At 57.4% G+C, this 18,313-nt stretch carries 20 protein-coding genes and 2 tRNA genes; 5 read left to right on the top strand and 17 right to left on the bottom strand.

Features of this window, described 5'->3' with window-relative positions:
* Positions 1–8 precede the first annotated feature (8 nt).
* Complete coding sequence (locus ACOCD2_RS00300; protein ID WP_293644342.1) at positions 9–821, bottom strand: hypothetical protein; 813 nt, start codon at positions 819–821, stop codon at positions 9–11.
* Between the two features lie 52 nt (positions 822–873).
* Between ACOCD2_RS00300 and ACOCD2_RS00295 the strand changes: the two genes are divergently transcribed.
* Complete coding sequence (locus ACOCD2_RS00295) at positions 874–1,584, top strand: DUF3581 family protein (RefSeq protein WP_293644340.1); 711 nt, start codon at positions 874–876, stop codon at positions 1,582–1,584.
* 5 nt (positions 1,585–1,589) lie between these two features.
* Here the strand turns inward: ACOCD2_RS00295 and ACOCD2_RS00290 are convergent, their stop codons facing one another.
* From ACOCD2_RS00290 to pncC, 12 genes are all read right to left on the bottom strand, one after another.
* Positions 1,590–1,769 carry a hypothetical protein gene (locus ACOCD2_RS00290; protein WP_293644338.1) on the bottom strand — a complete coding sequence of 60 codons (180 nt, stop codon included), beginning with the start codon at positions 1,767–1,769 and terminating at the stop codon, positions 1,590–1,592.
* The gene (folX, locus tag ACOCD2_RS00285; protein ID WP_293644336.1) at positions 1,762–2,121 is read right to left on the bottom strand and encodes a dihydroneopterin triphosphate 2'-epimerase; all 360 of its coding nucleotides are present in this window, start codon (positions 2,119–2,121) and stop codon (positions 1,762–1,764) included. The genes ACOCD2_RS00290 and folX overlap by 8 nt, the downstream gene beginning before the upstream one ends.
* Positions 2,121–2,687 (bottom strand): GTP cyclohydrolase I FolE, encoded by a 567-nt coding sequence (gene folE, locus ACOCD2_RS00280; protein WP_293644334.1) that lies wholly within the window; start codon positions 2,685–2,687, stop codon positions 2,121–2,123. The genes folX and folE overlap by 1 nt, the downstream gene beginning before the upstream one ends.
* Before the next feature lie 379 nt (positions 2,688–3,066).
* A tRNA-Arg gene (locus ACOCD2_RS00275) sits at positions 3,067–3,143 on the bottom strand.
* A gap of 188 nt (positions 3,144–3,331) precedes the next feature.
* Positions 3,332–3,421: transfer RNA gene (locus ACOCD2_RS00270), tRNA-Ser, on the bottom strand.
* A gap of 192 nt (positions 3,422–3,613) precedes the next feature.
* The gene (gene csrA / locus ACOCD2_RS00265; protein ID WP_293646543.1) at positions 3,614–3,838 is read right to left on the bottom strand and encodes a carbon storage regulator CsrA; all 225 of its coding nucleotides are present in this window, start codon (positions 3,836–3,838) and stop codon (positions 3,614–3,616) included.
* A 154-nt stretch (positions 3,839–3,992) separates the two neighbouring features.
* Positions 3,993–5,216 carry an aspartate kinase gene (locus ACOCD2_RS00260; protein WP_293646541.1) on the bottom strand — a complete coding sequence of 408 codons (1,224 nt, stop codon included), beginning with the start codon at positions 5,214–5,216 and terminating at the stop codon, positions 3,993–3,995.
* 59 nt (positions 5,217–5,275) lie between these two features.
* Positions 5,276–7,906 (bottom strand): alanine--tRNA ligase, encoded by a 2,631-nt coding sequence (gene alaS, locus ACOCD2_RS00255; RefSeq protein ID WP_293646539.1) that lies wholly within the window; start codon positions 7,904–7,906, stop codon positions 5,276–5,278.
* A 116-nt stretch (positions 7,907–8,022) separates the two neighbouring features.
* Positions 8,023–8,427 (bottom strand): regulatory protein RecX, encoded by a 405-nt coding sequence (locus tag ACOCD2_RS00250; protein ID WP_293646537.1) that lies wholly within the window; start codon positions 8,425–8,427, stop codon positions 8,023–8,025.
* Between the two features lie 35 nt (positions 8,428–8,462).
* On the bottom strand, positions 8,463–9,524 hold the full coding sequence (gene recA / locus ACOCD2_RS00245; RefSeq protein WP_293646535.1) for a recombinase RecA: 1,062 nt from the start codon (positions 9,522–9,524) through the stop codon (positions 8,463–8,465).
* 18 nt (positions 9,525–9,542) lie between these two features.
* A complete protein-coding gene (thpR, locus tag ACOCD2_RS00240; protein WP_293646533.1) occupies positions 9,543–10,265 on the bottom strand; it encodes an RNA 2',3'-cyclic phosphodiesterase in 723 nt (240 codons plus the stop codon).
* Positions 10,252–10,743, bottom strand: a complete 492-nt coding sequence (pncC, locus tag ACOCD2_RS00235; protein ID WP_293646531.1) for a nicotinamide-nucleotide amidase — start codon at positions 10,741–10,743, stop codon at positions 10,252–10,254. Before pncC ends, thpR begins: the two co-directional genes overlap by 14 nt.
* Before the next feature lie 40 nt (positions 10,744–10,783).
* On the opposite strand from pncC, the gene ACOCD2_RS00230 reads away from it, so the two are divergent.
* From ACOCD2_RS00230 to mutS, 3 genes are all read left to right on the top strand, one after another.
* On the top strand, positions 10,784–11,347 hold the full coding sequence (locus tag ACOCD2_RS00230; protein ID WP_371415004.1) for a cupin domain-containing protein: 564 nt from the start codon (positions 10,784–10,786) through the stop codon (positions 11,345–11,347).
* Between the two features lie 91 nt (positions 11,348–11,438).
* The gene (djlA, locus tag ACOCD2_RS00225; RefSeq protein ID WP_293646839.1) at positions 11,439–12,245 is read left to right on the top strand and encodes a co-chaperone DjlA; all 807 of its coding nucleotides are present in this window, start codon (positions 11,439–11,441) and stop codon (positions 12,243–12,245) included.
* Between the two features lie 30 nt (positions 12,246–12,275).
* Positions 12,276–14,840, top strand: a complete 2,565-nt coding sequence (gene mutS, locus ACOCD2_RS00220) for a DNA mismatch repair protein MutS (RefSeq protein ID WP_293646837.1) — start codon at positions 12,276–12,278, stop codon at positions 14,838–14,840.
* 12 nt (positions 14,841–14,852) lie between these two features.
* On the opposite strand, the gene ACOCD2_RS00215 is transcribed toward mutS, so the two are convergent.
* The 4 genes from ACOCD2_RS00215 to ACOCD2_RS00200 form a co-directional block, all read right to left on the bottom strand.
* Positions 14,853–15,620, bottom strand: coding sequence for a protein phosphatase 2C domain-containing protein (locus ACOCD2_RS00215; RefSeq protein ID WP_293646835.1), 768 nt, complete (start codon positions 15,618–15,620; stop codon positions 14,853–14,855).
* Between the two features lie 6 nt (positions 15,621–15,626).
* Positions 15,627–16,376 (bottom strand): bifunctional protein-disulfide isomerase/oxidoreductase DsbC, encoded by a 750-nt coding sequence (gene dsbC / locus ACOCD2_RS00210; protein ID WP_293646833.1) that lies wholly within the window; start codon positions 16,374–16,376, stop codon positions 15,627–15,629.
* A 224-nt stretch (positions 16,377–16,600) separates the two neighbouring features.
* On the bottom strand, positions 16,601–17,494 hold the full coding sequence (gene xerD, locus ACOCD2_RS00205; RefSeq protein ID WP_293646831.1) for a site-specific tyrosine recombinase XerD: 894 nt from the start codon (positions 17,492–17,494) through the stop codon (positions 16,601–16,603).
* Positions 17,487–17,963, bottom strand: a complete 477-nt coding sequence (locus tag ACOCD2_RS00200) for a methylated-DNA--[protein]-cysteine S-methyltransferase (RefSeq protein WP_293646829.1) — start codon at positions 17,961–17,963, stop codon at positions 17,487–17,489. Before ACOCD2_RS00200 ends, xerD begins: the two co-directional genes overlap by 8 nt.
* Before the next feature lie 20 nt (positions 17,964–17,983).
* On the opposite strand from ACOCD2_RS00200, the gene ACOCD2_RS00195 reads away from it, so the two are divergent.
* Positions 17,984–18,313 (top strand): YqcC family protein (locus tag ACOCD2_RS00195; protein ID WP_293646827.1); only part of this gene is annotated, 330 nt, incomplete at its 3' end.

Genomic DNA, 18,313 nt, shown 5'->3' with positions numbered 1-18,313 from the left:
CCTTTCTCTCAGGCCTGAGCCCTGTCGACGACCAGGTTCTGGTCATCCCGGTCCACCATGCCCTGAAGATGCTGCAACAACTGCTTTCTGGAATTCACATCGGCGACGCAACGCTGAAAATAGCCACGCAGGGATTTCTTCAAATGCGGGCAAACCTGACGGGGAGGAACGCCTTTCAGCACTGAGAATATCGCCAATGCATAAGTATAGTCCCATTGAGACAGTGCACCCTCACGTGAAACAGACGTTCCGCAACTGCTGCATCCGCCAGGCGGAAACACGAAAGCGCTGTTGGCGAACATCAGACCGAAACCCAGATACACCGCAAGCACTTCTGTAGCCTGGGACCAGTTTTCCACACCACCGGGAGGCGGCTCCTTTGCTGTATATCCCAGATATTGCCCAAGCCGGTGCGCAAAGCCGGCGATCAGCGCTTCCGGATTGCCGATATGCCGCCCGTCATAAACGACAGGCATGGCCTGCCCATCAACCGGCATCAGGCGCCTTGCCCCTGGAAACCCCTGGGCCGCACCCACCGGCGGCATCACCGCTTCGAGATGGCAATGAGACTGCTCGACCACCTGCCAGGGCCAGTGAGCCATGCCCGCATATTCTGCGACCCGGTCGAATACCAGTTCAGCCATGCCCTGCACACTGTCCACCTTGCCGGGAAAAAATTCATTGGTTGGCAGTACCAGGCGGATCTGCTGATAAAACACGGCGGGAGAGAAATTCCGCAGTGACCAGCCAAACACGTCGAACAGCCACAGCAGGGAGGCTTCATCCAGCGGTGGCTTCCTCTTGAACAATAATGAAAACAAAACAGGATTCCTGATAAAATTCAGCCTCAGCATTATGGCGGGGCAAACCTGAATGATACTAGAAAACTACTATAAAATTGAGCACAACAAGATAAGAGTGTCCCGTCAGCAGGCCAGCGAGTTCGCCAAGAAAATCGCCAATGATTTCAATCCGCTGCATGATACGGACTCAAAGCGTTTTTGTGTGCCCGGTGATCTGCTGTTTGGCCTGGTGCTCAATCAGTACGGCCTGAGCCGGGATATGCGCTTCGTTTTTTCCGGCATGGTGGGCGATGGTATCGAACTGCATTTCCCTGAAAATGCTACTGAAACCCTCACCATTTCGGATGACAACGGTAAAAACTACCTCCTTATCGAGCGTCATGGCGATACCACCCGGGACGAAGAGGTCATCAGCCGTCTGGTCCAGTCCTATGTCGCCTTTTCCGGACATGCCTTTCCCTATATCCTGGTGCCACTCATGGAAGCACACAGTGTGATGATCAATCCCGCACGTCCCCTGATCATCTATGAAAACATGGAAATACACCTTGACCGTCTTGATCCTGCAGATCCGGAACTGAAGCTTTCCGGCACCTGCTTTACCATCAACGGCAAACGTGGCGAAGTTCAGCTCAAGTTCACGCTGCACGACAACGGCGAGGTAATCGGGAAAGGCACCAAGAACATGGTGCTGGGTGGTTTACGTCCATTCAATGCAGACCAGATGCACACTATCGTGGACGATTACCTGCGGCGGCAAGAGAAGTTTTCCACCCCCTGAGCGAATCAGCGCTTTTTTCTGCTTTCCCGGTACTTGACGATGGCGGTAGTGATAGCCAAGGCGATGCCGGTGGAAAGTATCATGCGCGCCAGCCATTCCGGCCAGGCAGGCTGCGGAGTGAGCAGCGCAAAAGCGCCGATCACGATCAGCCAGAAAGACAGCTTTACCAGAAACGCATCACGCATTTGAGCGCTCGGCCCGAAGCGATGCGGATACAGAATCCGAAAAACGCAAGGCATGGGGTTTGTCCACTTCCACTTCGGCAGAGGATATGGGTTCGTGCTGCATCACCAGTTCCAATACGTCGGCAGCCAGTCTTTCCAGCAGCATGAAACGGCCATCTTCAACCAGAGCTATTATTTCTTTGGTAATTGTCCGATAATTGACGGCATACTTCACATCGTCGGTTTCAGCCGCCTCATCGGCCTTGTAACTGAAACGGACGTTGACCACCACATCCTGACGCTTTTTCATCTCTTCTTCATTGAAGCCAATGTAGGTGCGCAGACGCAGATTCCTGATACGTATGGTTACCATCAGAGTTTGATCAGGGTTAGGAATTCATCCCGGGTTCGGTGATTGCTCCTGAAGGCGCCGAGCATCATGGATGTCGTCGTCGAGGAGTTCTGCTTCTGTACCCCACGCATCATCATGCACAGATGCGATGCTTCGATAACCACGGCCACACCTGCGGCACCGATGGCATCCTGTATCGCGTAGGCAATCTGGGTGGTGAGTTGCTCCTGAATCTGCAGACGCCGGGCATACATATCCACGATGCGTGCAATCTTGGACAGACCGATGACTTTTCCCTTGGGCAGATAGGCCACATGCGCCTTACCAATAAACGGCAACATGTGATGTTCACAAAGTGAATACAATTCGATATCCTTGACGATGACCATCTCGTCATTGTCGGAAGGAAAAATAGCATCATTGACGATATCATCCAGAGACTGTTCGTATCCCTGTGTAAGAAACGCCATGGCCTTGGCTGCACGCAGGGGAGTTTTCAACAGCCCTTCCCTGCTCATATCCTCTCCCACACCCTCGATGATTTCGTGATAACACGTCGCCATCTTTTCCACATTTCTTTCACTCATCCCGGCATTCCGACTCTTGTTTTATTTCGTACAGGCTCAGAGTATAACGGCTTATTTTTCGTTTTTCCCCTGTTGTGAACAAGTACATTCGATACGGGCAGACTGACTGAAAGACAAACCAGCGCCTGAAATATCGAACTCAATTTTGTGAACAGCGAGCAGAAAGTAAAATGGAGTCCTGTGAGCAGGACATGAAAAAAGCCCACCCTGAGGTGAGCTTTTCCACTGTATGGCGCGCTAGGAAGGATGACTCGTGCTACGCGCTCATGCTGCGCGCCTGCCGGCGCTTGTCGAACCAGCCTGTTTGGAGTCGGAGGTTCGAATTTCCCCTGTAGCAGGGTAAGAAAAAAGCCCACCCTGAGGTGAGCTTTTCACTGTATGGCGCGCCAGGAAGGATTCGAACCTCCGACCGCTCGGTTCGTAGCCGAGTACTCTATCCAGCTGAGCTACTGGCGCAAAAGTGGTAGCGAATGATGCTCGTTTCTTCGCTGATTGTCAATGCTCAAAGCGGCACCAAGCAAAGTATTGGCTTCTTAGTGTTACCGCAGCTACATGATCGAACCATCTATTTTGAATCGAGGGTTCGAATCCGATTCTTTTCCTGATCCGTGCCCGCTGCAACACCAGACCAAGATATCAGTGTATGGCGGAGAGCGAGGGATTCGAACCCTCGATACGCGTTAACGTATACACCCTTAGCAGGGGTGCGCCTTCAGCCACTCGGCCAGCTCTCCTGATTTTCAATTTTATGTGCAGTGAGTATAACGAGCCTGCTGCTCGTGCAGAGGTTTATGTCTCCGAACCCTTGCCCAGCGCCCTGGGAATCGCTTCATACTGCCAATTTCACAGACCGCATTCTCAATTCGCAAGCGAAGCAGTTTCAAGGGCGGCTAATTCTAGCCAGCCTTGAAACTTTTTTCCAGCACTTATTCCTCTTCCTCGGGAGCCGGCTCTTCGTCCGACAGATCGGGGCCGGCTTCTTCTGCCTGTTCAGCTTTGATGCGTTCGTAGATTTCTTCCCGGTGTACGGAAATATCCCGTGGGGCATTTACGCCAATTCGTACCTGGTTGCCTTTAACACCCAGCACCGTGACAGTCACGTCATCGCCAATCATCAGGGTTTCACCAACCCTGCGAGTCAGTATCAACATGATTCCTATCTCTCCTTATGTCCTTTGCGCCCGCTTCACTTTTCCTGGAAGGGAGAGCAGTAATAATCAAACCAAGCCTTCGCTTATTCAATAAATATAGCGAACTTTCGAATTTTATCAGTAGATTCCCTAAATAAGAAACCCGAATTTCGAATTATGTTTCTATCTTGTCCAGACCAAAGGCATCGTGGAGCGTACGTACCCCCAGCTCAAGATACTTTTCATCCACGATCACGGAAACCTTGATTTCCGAGGTGGATATCATCTGGATATTGATCTGCTCCTCGGACAGAACCTTGAACATGTTGCTGGCAATGGCAGCATGAGAACGCATGCCCACGCCCACCAGGGCGATCTTGACGATCCTATCATCTGCCTCGACCTCTCTGGCACCCAGATCCCTGGCTGTCTTCTCGAGGATCTCCAGCGCCTGGGGCAGGTCATTGCGGTGTACGGTAAAAGTGAAATCGGTGGTGTCATCCTTGCCGATGTTCTGCACGATCATGTCCACTTCGATATTGGCTTCGCCGATGGGCCCGAGTATCTGGTAGGCCACGCCCGGATGGTCTGGCACACCCCGGATGGTCAGCTTGGCCTCATCGCGGCTGAACGCAATACCTGCAATCTTCGCCTTTTCCACGTCTTTTTCCTCCAGGGTTATGAGGGTGCCCTCTCCTTCTTCAAAACTGGACAACACACGCAGGGGAACATTGTATTTCCCCGCAAATTCAACGGAACGGATCTGCAATACCTTGGAACCGGAGCTGGCCAGTTCCAGCATTTCCTCGAAGGTGATGCGATCGAGTTTGCGGGCATTGGGTTCCACCCGCGGGTCGGTCGTATAGACACCATCCACGTCGGTGAATATCTGGCATTCATCGGCATTCAGCGCCGCGGCCATCGCCACGGCTGTAGTATCCGACCCGCCCCGGCCCAGGGTGGTGATGTTTCCATCCTGATCCGTGCCCTGAAACCCGGCCACAACCACAATACGACCGGCATCCAGGTCCCTTTTGACGCGGCTGCCATCGATATCGACGATACGCGCCTTGCTGTGCGAGTTGTCGGTGCGTATGCACACCTGCCCACCCGTATAGGAACTGGCATCCAGACCCAGCTGATGCAGCGCCATGGACAGCAGTGATATGGTTACCTGCTCCCCTGTGGACAGCAACACGTCCATTTCCCGGGCGCTGGGCCGGGGCGTGATTTCCTCGGCCAGCGCGACGAGACGGTTGGTTTCGCCGGACATGGCGGAAACGACCACCACCACCTGATCACCGCGGTCATGATAAGCCTTCACCTTTTCGGCAACGGCCATGATGCGCTCGGTACTTCCCACGGATGTACCGCCATACTTTTGAACAATCAATGCCATGATTAATAGCTTCCGTTACTGCCTTTAGGCACCTGGAATACTGCCGACGGGTTTATGGGCTAGAGCCGCTCTCTGGCCCAAGTTTCGACAGATGCCAGCGCCTGGGGCAGCGCTTCGGGATTGCTGCCACCTGCCTGGGCCATATCGGGTCGCCCGCCGCCCTTGCCGCCGACCTGCTCAGCGACCATCTTTACCAGGTCACCTGCCCTGACCCTGTCCGTCCTGTCCTTGGTGACGCCAGCCACGAGGCTGACCTTGCCATCCTTGACGGCAGACAGGACGATAACGGCCGAACCGAGCTTGTTCTTGAGCTGATCCAGGGTATCCCGCAGGGTCTTGACGTCTGCACCCTCGAGACTGGCCGCCAGCACCCGGGTATCGCCTATCTCCAGTGCCTGGCTGGCGAGATCAGAACCCGCTGCCGAGGCCAGCTTGGCCTTCAGACGGGCAATCTCCTTTTCCTGCTGGCGCGCCTTTTCTACCAGTGAATGCACTTTTTCTTCCATGTCGTCCTGACCGGACTTGACCAGGGAGGCAATGTGCTGCAGACGGGACTCGGCCTGTTCCACCCATTGCAGGGCACGCTGACCGGTAACGGCCTCGATGCGCCGCACACCGGAAGCAATGCCGCTTTCACTGACAATCTTGAACAGCCCGATATCACCCACGGCCTTGACGTGCGTGCCGCCGCACAATTCGGTGGAAAAACCACCCATACGCAGCACGCGGACATGGTCATCATATTTTTCTCCGAATAGAGCCATGGCGCAGGCCTCCTTGGCATCTTCCAGCGCCATGATGCGCGTCTCGACGACATAATTGTTTCGAATCTGCTCGTTGACCAGTTGCTCCACAGCACTGAGCTGCCCGGCGGTCATGGGCTCGAAATGCGCGAAGTCGAAGCGCAGCTTCTCGGCATCGACCAGAGAGCCTTTCTGCTGGACATGCTCGCCCAGCACCTGACGCAGGGCAGCATGCAGCAGATGCGTGGCCGAATGGTTCAGGGCAATGTTGCGGCGATTCTGTTCATCCACTTCCGCCAGTACCGTATCACCAACGCGGATTTTTCCCTGACTCAACTTGCCGATATGTCCAAACACGGATCCACCCTGCTTGCGTGTGTCCCACACCTCGAATCGGGCTGTCTCACCCGGGACGGTGAGCGTCCCCCGGTCACCGACCTGCCCACCGGACTCAGCATAGAATGGGGTCTTGTCCAGCACCACCATGCCTTCCTCGCCTTCCGCCAGGACATCCACCGATTCCCCGTCGCGGAACAGGCCGATGACCGTGGCCTCTTCGGCAAGGCGTTCGTAACCGGTAAAATCCGTGGCGCCATCCAGGGCCACCTGCGCCTGCTGCTCGACGCCGAACTGGCTGGCAGCCCGGGCTCTGGCGCGCTGCGCCTCCATTTCACGATCAAAACCGGCCTCGTCAATCTGCAGGTTACGCTCCCGGGCAATATCTGCTGTAAGGTCTGCCGGAAAACCGTAGGTATCATAAAGCTTGAACACCAGTTCTCCGGGAATGATGCTGCCGGACAGATCTTCAATGGCTTCTTCAAGAATTTTCATGCCCTGCTCGATAGTTTCGGCAAAGCGCTCCTCTTCCACCTTGAGCACGCGCACGACGGTATCCCTGGCCTTGACCAGTTCAGGGTAGGCAGCACCCATCTGCTCGATGAGCGCATCTACCAGCAGATGGAAAAACGGCTGTTTCTGGCCCAGCTGATAGCCGTGACGGATGGCGCGACGGATGATGCGCCGCAAAACATAACCGCGGCCTTCGTTGGATGGTGTCACACCATCGACGATGAGAAAGGCACAGGAACGTATATGATCCGCAATGACCCGCAGGGATTTGCTCTCCAAGTCTTCGGTGCCGGTGGCTTCCGCCGCCGCGCGGATCAGGGCCTGGAACAGATCAATCTCGTAGTTGGAATGCACGCCCTGCATGACCGCCGCCAGGCGTTCCAGGCCCATGCCTGTATCCACAGAAGGCTTCGGCAGGGGTGTCATGTTCCCTTCCGCATCCCGGTTGTACTGCATGAACACCAGATTCCAGATTTCGATATAGCGGTCGCCATCTTCCTCGGGAGTGCCCGGCGGACCACCTTCCACTTCCTCACCATGATCGTAGAAGATCTCGGAACAGGGGCCGCAGGGACCGGTGTCACCCATGCTCCAGAAATTGTCGCTTTCATAAGGCCTGCCGCCGGCTTTGTCACCGATACGGCTGAAACGGGCAGCATCCACACCTATCTCTTCCAGCCAGATGGCAGCAGCTTCCTCATCCTGATCATAGACGGTCACCCACAGTTTCTCTGCCGGCAGCCCCATGGTGTTGGTAAGGAATTCCCACGCAAATTCAATTGCTTCCCGCTTGAAATAGTCACCAAAGCTGAAGTTTCCCAGCATTTCAAAGAAAGTATGGTGCCGGGCGGTATAGCCGACATTTTCCAGATCATTGTGCTTTCCCCCGGCACGTACACAGCGCTGGGAGGACGTCGCCCGCGTGTAGGCGCGCTTTTCCTTGCCGAGAAACAGATCCTTGAACTGCACCATGCCCGCATTGGTGAACAACAGGGTTGGATCATTGGCAGGCACCAGGGAGCTGGACTCCACCACGGTATGTCCATGGTCGGCAAAATAATCGAGGAATGCCTGTCGAATTTCAGCGCTCGTTTTCATCGGTTTCCGGTTGGGAGAATTCAAGGCGGTAAATGTTAGGCAGTCTGGCGCCAATTGTCACCCTCAAATTGCTTTCAAAATGAGCAATTTCGACGAAAAATGGGGCTTTGGCCGGGTCAGCCGAACAAATAGTCGTTGATCATCCAGGAAGGAAAACCGCGGGAAGAGAGGAAACTGCCTCTTTTTGCCATTTCCCTGCGATCGGCGGGAGGTGCCGTACCGAACTTTTTTTCTGCTGTTTTCAGCATCAGGACACGCCAGTCCTGCTCGGGAGCATCCAGCCACGCAGCGATCAACTCCTCGGCTACGCCCTTTTCGATCAGTTCAGCGCGAATGCGCAAAGGGCCATAGCCTTTGTTGCGGCGGGAATACACATACTGCTCGGCAAAGCGGTCATCGCTTTGCAGTCCCTGCCGTGCAAGATTTTGCAGAACCTGTTGCACCGTTACCTGTTCGTAACGACGCAACAGCTTTCTTTCCAGCTCAAAACGGCTGTGCTCCCGCAGGGAAAGCAGGTGCACAGCCGCATGTTGGGCGTGTTTCAGGTCGTCGGGATTCAGGCCTTGTCCTCCGAACCCGGCTTGCCAGCTGCCTCCGCTTCGCGGGACTCAGCTTCCGGAATGTCCTGATCAGGAAACACCTCGGCCCGGATACGGCCTTCGATATCTGCCGCCATCTCTGGATTTTCCTTCAGGAATTTCCGCACATTGTCCTTGCCCTGCCCGATGCGGTCACCGTTGTAGGAATACCAGGCACCGGACTTTTCGACAAAGCCGTGTTTGACGCCCAGATCGATGATCTCGCCTTCCCGGGAAATACCTTCTCCGTAAAGAATCTGGAATTCCACCTGCTTGAACGGCGGCGCCACCTTGTTTTTCACTACCTTAACCCGGGTTTCGTTGCCCACGACCTCGTCGCCCCGCTTGATGGCGCCGATACGGCGTATATCCATGCGGACGGAGGAATAAAACTTGAGGGCATTGCCGCCGGTAGTGGTTTCCGGGCTGCCAAACATGACGCCGATCTTCATGCGGATCTGGTTGATGAAGATGACGATACAGTTGGAGCGCTTGATGTTGGCGGTGAGCTTACGCAACGCCTGAGACATGAGACGCGCCTGCAAACCAACATGAGAATCTCCCATATCGCCTTCGATTTCCGCCTTGGGAGTCAGGGCGGCCACGGAATCGATAACCACCACATCCACCGCACCGGAACGCACCAGCATGTCGGTGATTTCCAGCGCCTGCTCACCGGTATCCGGCTGGGAAACCAGCAGCTCGTCCATGTCCACACCCAGCTTCTCCGCATACTGGGGATCCAGCGCATGCTCAGCATCCACAAAGGCACAGGTACCGCCACCTTTTTGCGCTTCAGCCACGATATGCAGGGTCAGGGTGGTTTTCCCCGAAGATTCCGGGCCATAGATCTCCACGACCCGTCCCTTGGGTACGCCGCCGATACCCAGAGCGATATCCAGCCCCAGGGACCCCGTTGAAATAGCTTCTATGTTGGCAATGGACGTTCCATCGCCCATGCGCATGACGGAACCCTTACCGAATTGTTTCTCGATCTGGCCCAGAGCGGCCGCCAATGCTTTTTTCCGATTTTCATCCATTTCTGTTCACCTGTTCGATTACCGTAGTGAGTAACAGCTTTTGCCGTTCCCGTTGTGGAGTTTAGTTTGTTCTCTGTTTGTTTTCCAGTGTTTTTTTGCTTCGGAACCATTATAGGAACCCCGGTGGCTCAGCAGATGAGCCACCCGCAAGAAAAAAAACCGCTTTTTTGCCCCTTCCGCGCTGAAAAATCCCGTGAACGGGCATTCTCCCAGCGGATCAGCAAAAAAACCCCAGCTCTCAGCCACCTTATACCAGGGCGGTTCGCCCCCGGGGCGTGATTCCACCAGTACAAATCCATTCACGCTCCAGATGACAGGTTCCTGTAGCGTCATGGCCATGCAGGGTGAGGTTTTGCGCAACACCGTGATATGCGGCCGGTAGGCGCGCTTTTCCTGCATGAAACCGCATTCCACCAGGTTCTCACCCAGGTGTTTCACCAGTCCGGACAATTCGGCGGGCGTATGTTCCGGCCCCGCCCAGACGATGCGCGGCTTTGGCCAGAACTCCAGGCGGTTTATCTTCAGTTCGAAGGGAGCGCCCTGAACTGCGTCCGCAGCTTCCAAGATGCAACGCTCCCGGTTGGGGGGAACCGGCCCCAGAAACTGCAGGGTCATGTGCAAATCCATGGGATGCACCCAGTTGCCCCGTGCCTGGAGCAGCAATGTCTGAAGATGAGCCAGATCGCTGCGCACGCGATCATCCGGCCAAAGCGCAAAAAACAGGCGTTTACTTCGTGGCACAGAACGCTCCCAGCCGCCCAAGCGAATGCGCCACCGTCTGGCGCCTGACCTGCTCCCTGTCACCGGCGAACCAGCAGCGCTCGGCAACCAGGGTTTCACCGTTCGCCCAGGCAATCCACACCGTCCCAACGGGCTTGAATGCAGATCCACCATCCGGACCGGCGATACCTGTCACCGCGACGCTCAGGTCTGCACGGCTGTTCGACAGCGCACCCCGGGCCATCTGCAGCGCCACCTGTTCACTCACCGCACCAAACAGCGCCAGGGTGTCCTCTCTCACGCCCAGCAACTCGGTTTTCGAAGCGTTGCTGTAGGTAACGAAACCCCGCTCGAACCAGCCGCTGGAGCCGGGAATATCGGTCAGCAGCTTGGCAATCCAGCCGCCGGTACAGGATTCCGCTGCTGTCATACTCAAGCCTTTTTCAAGCAGCAGCAAGCCCGTTTCCCGCGCCAACTGTTCCAACTGCGCATCTTGCATTAGAATTCACCCTCTCTCCGGAAAAGAATCCACCTTCATTATGAATGATCAAGGCATACCGCTAGAGCGTAACCCCTCCCCCATGAAACTGGAAGTCATGGGAGTAGAAAACTGGGGCATCTGGAAAAAGGAAAAATCCACCTTTCCCTGGACCTACCACCAGCAGGAAACCTGCTACATCACCCGGGGCCGTTTCATCGTGACACCGGAAGGCGGTGAGCCCATGGAGTTCAGGTGCGGCGATCTCATCACCTTTCCCGCGGGCATGAAATGCACCTGCAAGCGTGTCTTCGGCCTCGTGATAGATTTTGGGACATCCCAGTCCCCAAAATCGACTCGGCCTTTGACAACCTATTTGTGCCCCAGCCGTCCTGGTCACCAAGCACTACGCAACAACTTCGCAAGCTCGTTGCTGCTCCGTACTTGGCTCCCAATGACTGGACGCCGCGTTCGGAGGCCTACTTTGTTTTCCCTCTGGCGCAAGGCACGCCGGGAAAACAGTGCGGCCTCGCGGCTACTGGGGTCTACCAGCCTTCGCTTCGCTCTCCATGCCTGGCAGCGGGAGATTCTGGAAGACGTGGAAAAATACTTCGACTTCCAGTGACAAGAGGCCTTATCACAGTGAAACCAGCACCACCGGCCAGCAGCGCCGGACTACACCTGTCGGGTGACAGACCATCTTCGGGGAACAACACATGAGCTGGTGGGGAAAACTGGCCGGCGGCGCATTCGGCTTCATGCTGGGCGGCCCCCTGGGCGCACTGCTGGGCGCACTGCTGGGCGCCGTCCTGGGGCACAACCTGGACAAGGGGCTGGACATGGAAGCCTCCTCGGCCTCTCCGCAAGAACAGGAACGCATACAGACCGCCTTTTTTACCGCCACCTTTTCGGTGATGGGCCATCTGGCCAAGGCCGATGGCCGGGTATCGCCCGAGGAAATCGCCCAGGCCCGGGCCGTGATGGCGCACATGAACCTGGACGCGGACATGCGCCGTGCCGCCATCGACCTGTTCAACCAGGGCAAGCTGCAGGGCTTCCCCCTAGACGGCGTGTTGCAGCAGTTCCGCCAGGAATGCCGCCGGCGCACCACGCTGATCCAGATGTTCATGGAGATCCAGATCCAGGCCGCCTATGCCGACGGGCGCCTGGACCCGGCCGAAGACCGGCTGCTGCTCCATATCAGCGGCAAGTTGGGCATCCCGGAATTCCTCTACCGCCAGCTGGAGCGCATGATCCGCGCTCAGATGAACTTTGGCGACAGTGGCAGGGGTCACCAGCCCAAATCCGGCCCTACCCTGGCTGATGCCTATGCCGTGCTCAATATCAGCGCGGACGCCAGCGATGCCGAGGTCAAGAAGGCCTACCGCCGCCTCACCAGCCAGCATCATCCGGACAAACTCGTCGCCAAAGGCCTACCCGAGGAAATGATGCAGATTGCCGCCAAAAAGACCCACGAGATCCGCCAGGCCTATGAGATCATCAAGGAGGCGCGGGGATTTTGATCTTGCCCAACGCATCCAGGCAACCCGCCCATGCCTGCTAAAACCACGCATACACCCATGATGCAGCAGTATCTGCGCATCAAGGCCGAACATCCGGACATGCTGGTGTTCTACCGCATGGGGGATTTCTACGAACTCTTCTACGGCGACGCGGAAAAAGCCGCCCGGCTCCTCGATATCACGCTCACCTCCCGGGGAAAGTCTGCAGGCAAGCCCATCCCCATGGCAGGCATCCCCTACCATGCGGCGGAAAACTACCTGGCCCGGCTGATCCGGCAGGGGGAATCGGTGGCCATCTGTGAACAGACCGGTGATCCCGCCACCAGCAAGGGGCCGGTGGAGCGCAAGGTGGTGCGCATCGTCACACCCGGTACGGTCACCGACGAGGCCTTGCTGGAGGAGCGCCAGGACAACCTGCTGGCCGCCCTGTGGGAACACAAGGGCCGCTATGGCCTGGCCGCCCTCAACCTGGGCAGCGGGCGCTTCACGGTGCAGGAACTGAACGACGCCGAGGCACTGGCAGGTGAGCTCGAAAGACTCAAACCCGCCGAGCTGTTGCTGGAAGAAGACACCTCCCTGCCCGCCGGCACACCCGGCCGTTACAGCATCACCCACCGGCCCGCCTGGCATTTCGATCCCGACACGGCATGGCAACTGCTGCGGAAACAGTTCGGCACCCAGGACCTGTCCGGCTTCGGCGTCGATGGACTGGACCTGGCCATCATGGCGGCTGGTGCCTTGCTGCAGTACGTACAGGACACCCAGCAGGCCGCCCTGCCCCATGTCACCGGGCTGCGCGTGGAATACCGGGACGATGCCCTGATCATCGATGCCGCCACCCGGCGCAACCTGGAGATCGATCAGTCCCAGTCCGGCCAGAAACAGTATTTCCTGGCCGGACTGCTCGACCACACGGCCACTGCCATGGGCAGCCGCATGTTGCGCCGCTGGATAAACCGGCCCCTGCGCGATGGCGCTGCCATTCGCGACCGCCATGATGCCATCGAAGAACTGCTGGAAGCCGGCCACCTGTCCGGGCTGCAGCAACTGCTTTCCGGCATCGGCGACATCGAAAGGATACTGGCGCGCATCGCCCTGAAGACCGCGCGTCCCCGGGATCTGGCCACCCTGCGTGATTCCCTGGCGCTGCTCCCGGATATCCAGTCCCTGATCACTGACTGTCATTCACCCCTGCTCCGCACCCTGTCCGCCGATGCCGGCGGGCACCCGGACCTGGTGGACCTGCTGCAAAGGGCCATCAAGGAAAACCCGCCGGTGCTCATCCGCGACGGTGGTGTACTCGCCGAAGGCTGGGATGCCCAGCTGGACGAGCTGCGCAACCTTTCCCGCAATGCAGACCAGTTCCTGCTGGACCTGGAAAGCCGGGAAAAGGAGCGCACGGGCATTGCATCACTCAAGGTCAGTTACAACCGCGTTCACGGCTACTACATCGAAATCAGCCACCAGCATGCCGACGCGGTTCCCGAAGACTATGTGCGCCGCCAGACCCTCAAGTCCGCCGAGCGTTTCATCACCCCCGAGCTGAAGAAATTCGAAGACCAGGTGCTTTCCGCACGGGAGCGCGCCCTGGCGCGGGAGAAGATGCTTTACGAAGATCTTCTGGAGCAGCTGCAGCAGGACATTCCCCCCCTGCAGGCCTGCGCGGGCGCTCTGGCGGCCCTGGACGTGCTGGCCAACCTGGCGGAACGCGCGCTGAGCCTGAACCTGAACCGTCCGCAGATGAGTGAAGAACCCGGCATTCACATCACAGAAGGGCGTCACCCGGTGGTGGAGCAGGCCCTTGACGGGACCTTTATCCCCAACGACCTGCTGTTCGATGACAAACGGCGCATGCTCATCATCACCGGTCCCAACATGGGGGGCAAATCCACTTACATGCGCCAGTGTGCGGTGATCGTGCTGCTGGCCTGCACGGGCAGTTTCGTGCCGGCGCGCAATGCCCGCATCGGCCCGGTGGATCGCATCTTCTCCCGCATCGGCGCCTCCGACGATCTTGCCGGCGGCCGTTCGACCTTCATGGTGGAAATGGAGGAGACCGCCAATATCCTGCACAACGCCACGCAGCAATCCCTGGTGCTCATGGATGAAATCGGACGCGGCACCAGCACGTTCGACGGCCTCTCCCTGGCCTGGGCCTGCGCCGTGGAACTGACGACGCGCATCCAGGCCAACACCCTGTTCGCCACCCATTACTTCGAGCTGACCACCCTGCCGGAGGAACATGCCGGCGTGGTGAATGTGCATCTGGATGCGGTGGAGCACGGCGACAGCATCGTCTTCCTGCATGCGGTCAAGGAAGGACCCGCCAACCAGAGCTACGGGTTGCAGGTGGCCGCCCTGGCAGGTGTGCCGGCAGCAGTCATACAGCGCGCGAGGGAACGGCTGCAGGAACTGGAGAATGCCGCTTTGCGTCATGCAGAGTTTCAGATGCCACAACTGTCCCTGCAGCTGACGCCGGAGCCTGCACCTGTGAATACGGCACTGAGCGACATGCTGGAAGAGACAGACCCGGACGAACTCACACCCAGAGAGGCGCTGGAAACACTCTATCGGCTGAAAGCACTGCTGGACTGAACTGCGTTGCCCCTATTCAGGCGTACCCAGCATGGGCCTCGCCAGTACCACAGAGATATTGTCCCGCCCGCCGGCATCCATGGCAGCCTGTACCAGCACCTTGGCGCGGCTTTCCAGTGACAGCTCTTCCCGGCTCATCAGCTGCTGGATCTGGCTTTCCTTCAGGGGCCCGGTAAGGCCGTCACTGCAGAACAGGAACAGGTCGTCCCGGCACACCGCCGCCTCGTTCACATCCACGTTGATCTCCACGGTAAAGCCCAGGCTGCGGGTCAGTACGTTCTCTCCCACGCCGGCTTCCTTCGCTTCGCCGCGGTTGGGAAAGATGCCGTGGTCCAGCACTTCCTGAATCAGGGAATGATCCCGCGTCAGCTGCATGAGCCGGTCGTTGCGCAGCAGGTAGAGGCACGAATCACCCACGTGAGCATAAAAAATCCGGTCTTCGTGGAACAGTGCCAGCACCAGTGTGGTGCCCATGCCGTCGAGTTCCGGCTTGCTCTTGGCCAGGGTATAGACAGACTGGTTCGCGCGTTCCACCGCTTCGCCGAGATGCATAAGGCATTGCATGGTATCCATGTTGCCAAAACGCTGCGCATGACGCAGTTCTTCCACGGCAACTTCCACGGCCACCTCTGCCGCCACTTCACCGGCAAGATGCCCCCCCATACCGTCAGCAAGGGCAACGATACCCTGTTCCGCCATGACGAACAGGTAGTCTTCGTTGGTTTTTCGCACCAGCCCCACATCGGAGGCGCAGGCCGTATGCAGTGGAATCGCACTCATGGACAACTAAGGTTTTTGCTCTGCCATTTTGGAATCCAGTAATTTGCGCAGGCGTGCGGGTGGAATATACCCGGGAAGCAGCTCACCGTTTTCCAGCACCAGCGCCGGCGTCCCCGTCACGCCAACGATCTGCCCAAGGGCATAGTGATCCGCAACGGGATTGGCGCAGTTTTTCGGTGCAAGCGTCTTGCCCTGCTTGGCTTCACTGAGCGCCTTTTTCCTGTCATCAGCGCACCACACTGACACTGCCTTGCGCCCGGAATCACTGTTCAGGCCAGCTCGCGGATAGAACAGGTAACGCACGCGAATACCCTGCTTGTTGTATTCATCGATCTGGGAATGCAGCTTGCGGCAGTAGCCACAGTCGATATCGGTGAACACGCTGATGGTGTGCTTCAAACCGGCATCGCCGAAGATGATCATGTTGTCCTCTCCCACGGCGTCGATAAGTTTCTTGCGCGCCTGGGCTACCTTGGCTTCGGTCAGATTCTGTCCGGTCTCGATATCCGTCATCTGCCCCTGAATGAAATAGCGGCCATCGGCAGACACATAATAAAGGCGCGCACCGATCAGCACTTCATACAAACCCGGCACAGGGGAAGCTTCTATGCTGTCCGGCGAGATATCACCCGGCCGTTTGGACAGCTCGGCACGCACTTTTTCAATGGCCGGGTCCGGCGCAGCGGCCAGGGAAACACCTGTGGCCAGCACCAGCAACAGAAGCAGTACAGCAGAAATCGACGGTCGGTATCGCATAGTTTTCAGGTATCCATTTTGGGGGAACAAAGAACGGGGAGAGGGCACATCCTCTGCGCCAGAAACGAACGGCAACTTCCAGTGAACGGGAGCCTTGAGGCAGTGGCTCATCTCTGCCTTTTCCCACCTGTTTCCAACACAAGCTGCCAGTTCACGACCTGTTCATAGGTTCCTTCATTTGAGCTGCATTGTAACTGGAAGTAAAAAAGATTACCTGCACCAGATCACCCTCTGGGATGATGAACGGCATGCAACTGTTTGAGCCGCTCTCTCGCCACATGCGTATAGATCTGGGTGGTGGACAAGTCGCTGTGCCCCAGCAACAGTTGCACCACGCGCAGGTCGGCACCATGATTCACCAGATGCGTGGCAAAGGCATGACGCAGCGTATGAGGTGAAAGGTGTTTCTGGATCCCCGCGGTCATCGCATGCTTCCTGATGCGATACCAGAATGCCTGGCGGGTCATGCCGCTGCCGCGCCGGGTGGGAAACAGGGCATCGCAGAGGCGCTCGCCCAACAGTTCCTTCCTGCCACCCTGCAGGAAACGCTGTATCCAGTGCTGGGCCTCATCTCCCATGGGCACCAGCCGCTCCTTGCCGCCCTTGCCCGTCACCCGCACCAGTCCCTGGCTGAAGCTGACCTGATCCGGACGGATATTGACCAGCTCGGTGACCCGCAGTCCCGTGGCGTACAGGAGTTCCAGCATGCTGCGATCCCGAAAGCCTTCCGGGCTGTCCAGATCGGGTGCCTCCAGCAGTGCCTTGACTTCAGTCTCGGTCAGGGTCTTTGGCAGGGGACGACCGAGCCGGGGAGCCTGTATCTCGAGCGTGGGATCTTCCGCCACCCAGTTCTCCCTCAGCGCATACTGGAAAAACTGCCGCAGCGCCGACAGCCTTCTCGCACTGGTACGGGCGCTTTGACCACGCAGCGCAATATGCGCCAGATAGGCAAGCAGATATTCCTTGTGCGCCTCCAGCAGGGACGCCTGCTTTTCAGCCTCCAGCCACCGGGCAACATGGCGCAGATCCGACCGGTAGGACGCCAGGGTGTTTTTCGACAGCCCCCGCTCCATCCACAGCATTTCTGTAAACAGCGCTATGCCCTGCCCGTCATTCATGATTCAGCAGCCAGCGCTTGATATCCATCCACTGCCCCGATGTATGTCCGGCAAAACCGCCATCGCCATTTGCTGCCACGACACGATGACAGGGAATCAGCAAGGGCACGGGGTTTCGGCGGCAGGCACCGCCAATGGCTCTTGGTCCGCTGGACAGTTGCCTGGCCAATTCACCATACGTCAGTGTTTCCCCACTGGGAATACGCAGCAGGGCCTGCCAAACCTTTTTCTGATAGGCCGTTCCCTCAGGGTTGACAGGAATCCCCTGGGGCCAGTCACCGCCGGCAAACCACTCCTGCAACTTCCGGCAGACCGTTTCGGCCAGGGGTTCAGGGATAGCAGTCCTTTCGGGCGGTTGCTCCAGAATACGGATTTCGCGCACGGCATCCTCTTCCACGGCAACGGCCACCCATCCAAAAGGCACTGGGCAAACTGCGTGAAACTCCGGTAGTACTTCGATATCTGCCATAATCCGGTCCGGAAAAGAACATGAGAAGACAAGCCATGAAATATGATTATCAGAAACTTTCCCGATACTTACAACGGCTCGAGAATGAACTTCAGCAGCTGGGCTGGTGGTCCGATCTGCCTCCGGACAGCGAAGCCTTCGAAAGCACAGCACCTTTCTGCCATGACCGCATGACGCTGGATCAGTGGCTGCAGTGGGTGTTCATCCCAAGCTTTCAGGCAATCATCGATCAAGCGTGTCTTCGGCCTCGTGATAGATTTTGGGACATCCCAGTCCCCAAAATCGACTCGGCCTTTGACAACCTATTGGTGCCCCAGCCGTCCTGGTCACCCAGCACTACGCAACAACTT

Origin of the sequence: Thiolapillus sp., assembly GCF_048562965.1 — a bacterium.
GTDB classification, from domain to species: domain Bacteria; phylum Pseudomonadota; class Gammaproteobacteria; order Chromatiales; family Chromatiaceae; genus Thiolapillus; species Thiolapillus brandeum_A.
This window is presented reverse-complemented; position numbering and strand designations above follow the sequence as displayed.

Coding starts and splice junctions, on each gene's coding strand:
- ACOCD2_RS00295 (WP_293644340.1), top strand. CDS start 874: ATGATACTAGAAAACTACTATAAAATTGAGCACAACAAGATAAGAGTG.
- ACOCD2_RS00290 (WP_293644338.1), bottom strand. CDS start 1,769: ATGCGTGATGCGTTTCTGGTAAAGCTGTCTTTCTGGCTGATCGTGATC.
- folX (WP_293644336.1), bottom strand. CDS start 2,121: ATGGTAACCATACGTATCAGGAATCTGCGTCTGCGCACCTACATTGGC.
- folE (WP_293644334.1), bottom strand. CDS start 2,687: ATGAGTGAAAGAAATGTGGAAAAGATGGCGACGTGTTATCACGAAATC.
- csrA (WP_293646543.1), bottom strand. CDS start 3,838: ATGTTGATACTGACTCGCAGGGTTGGTGAAACCCTGATGATTGGCGAT.
- ACOCD2_RS00260 (WP_293646541.1), bottom strand. CDS start 5,216: ATGGCATTGATTGTTCAAAAGTATGGCGGTACATCCGTGGGAAGTACC.
- alaS (WP_293646539.1), bottom strand. CDS start 7,906: ATGAAAACGAGCGCTGAAATTCGACAGGCATTCCTCGATTATTTTGCC.
- recA (WP_293646535.1), bottom strand. CDS start 9,524: ATGGATGAAAATCGGAAAAAAGCATTGGCGGCCGCTCTGGGCCAGATC.
- pncC (WP_293646531.1), bottom strand. CDS start 10,743: ATGCAAGATGCGCAGTTGGAACAGTTGGCGCGGGAAACGGGCTTGCTG.
- ACOCD2_RS00230 (WP_371415004.1), top strand. CDS start 10,784: ATGAATGATCAAGGCATACCGCTAGAGCGTAACCCCTCCCCCATGAAA.
- djlA (WP_293646839.1), top strand. CDS start 11,439: ATGAGCTGGTGGGGAAAACTGGCCGGCGGCGCATTCGGCTTCATGCTG.
- mutS (WP_293646837.1), top strand. CDS start 12,276: ATGCCTGCTAAAACCACGCATACACCCATGATGCAGCAGTATCTGCGC.
- ACOCD2_RS00215 (WP_293646835.1), bottom strand. CDS start 15,620: ATGAGTGCGATTCCACTGCATACGGCCTGCGCCTCCGATGTGGGGCTG.
- dsbC (WP_293646833.1), bottom strand. CDS start 16,376: ATGCGATACCGACCGTCGATTTCTGCTGTACTGCTTCTGTTGCTGGTG.
- xerD (WP_293646831.1), bottom strand. CDS start 17,494: ATGAATGACGGGCAGGGCATAGCGCTGTTTACAGAAATGCTGTGGATG.
- ACOCD2_RS00200 (WP_293646829.1), bottom strand. CDS start 17,963: ATGGCAGATATCGAAGTACTACCGGAGTTTCACGCAGTTTGCCCAGTG.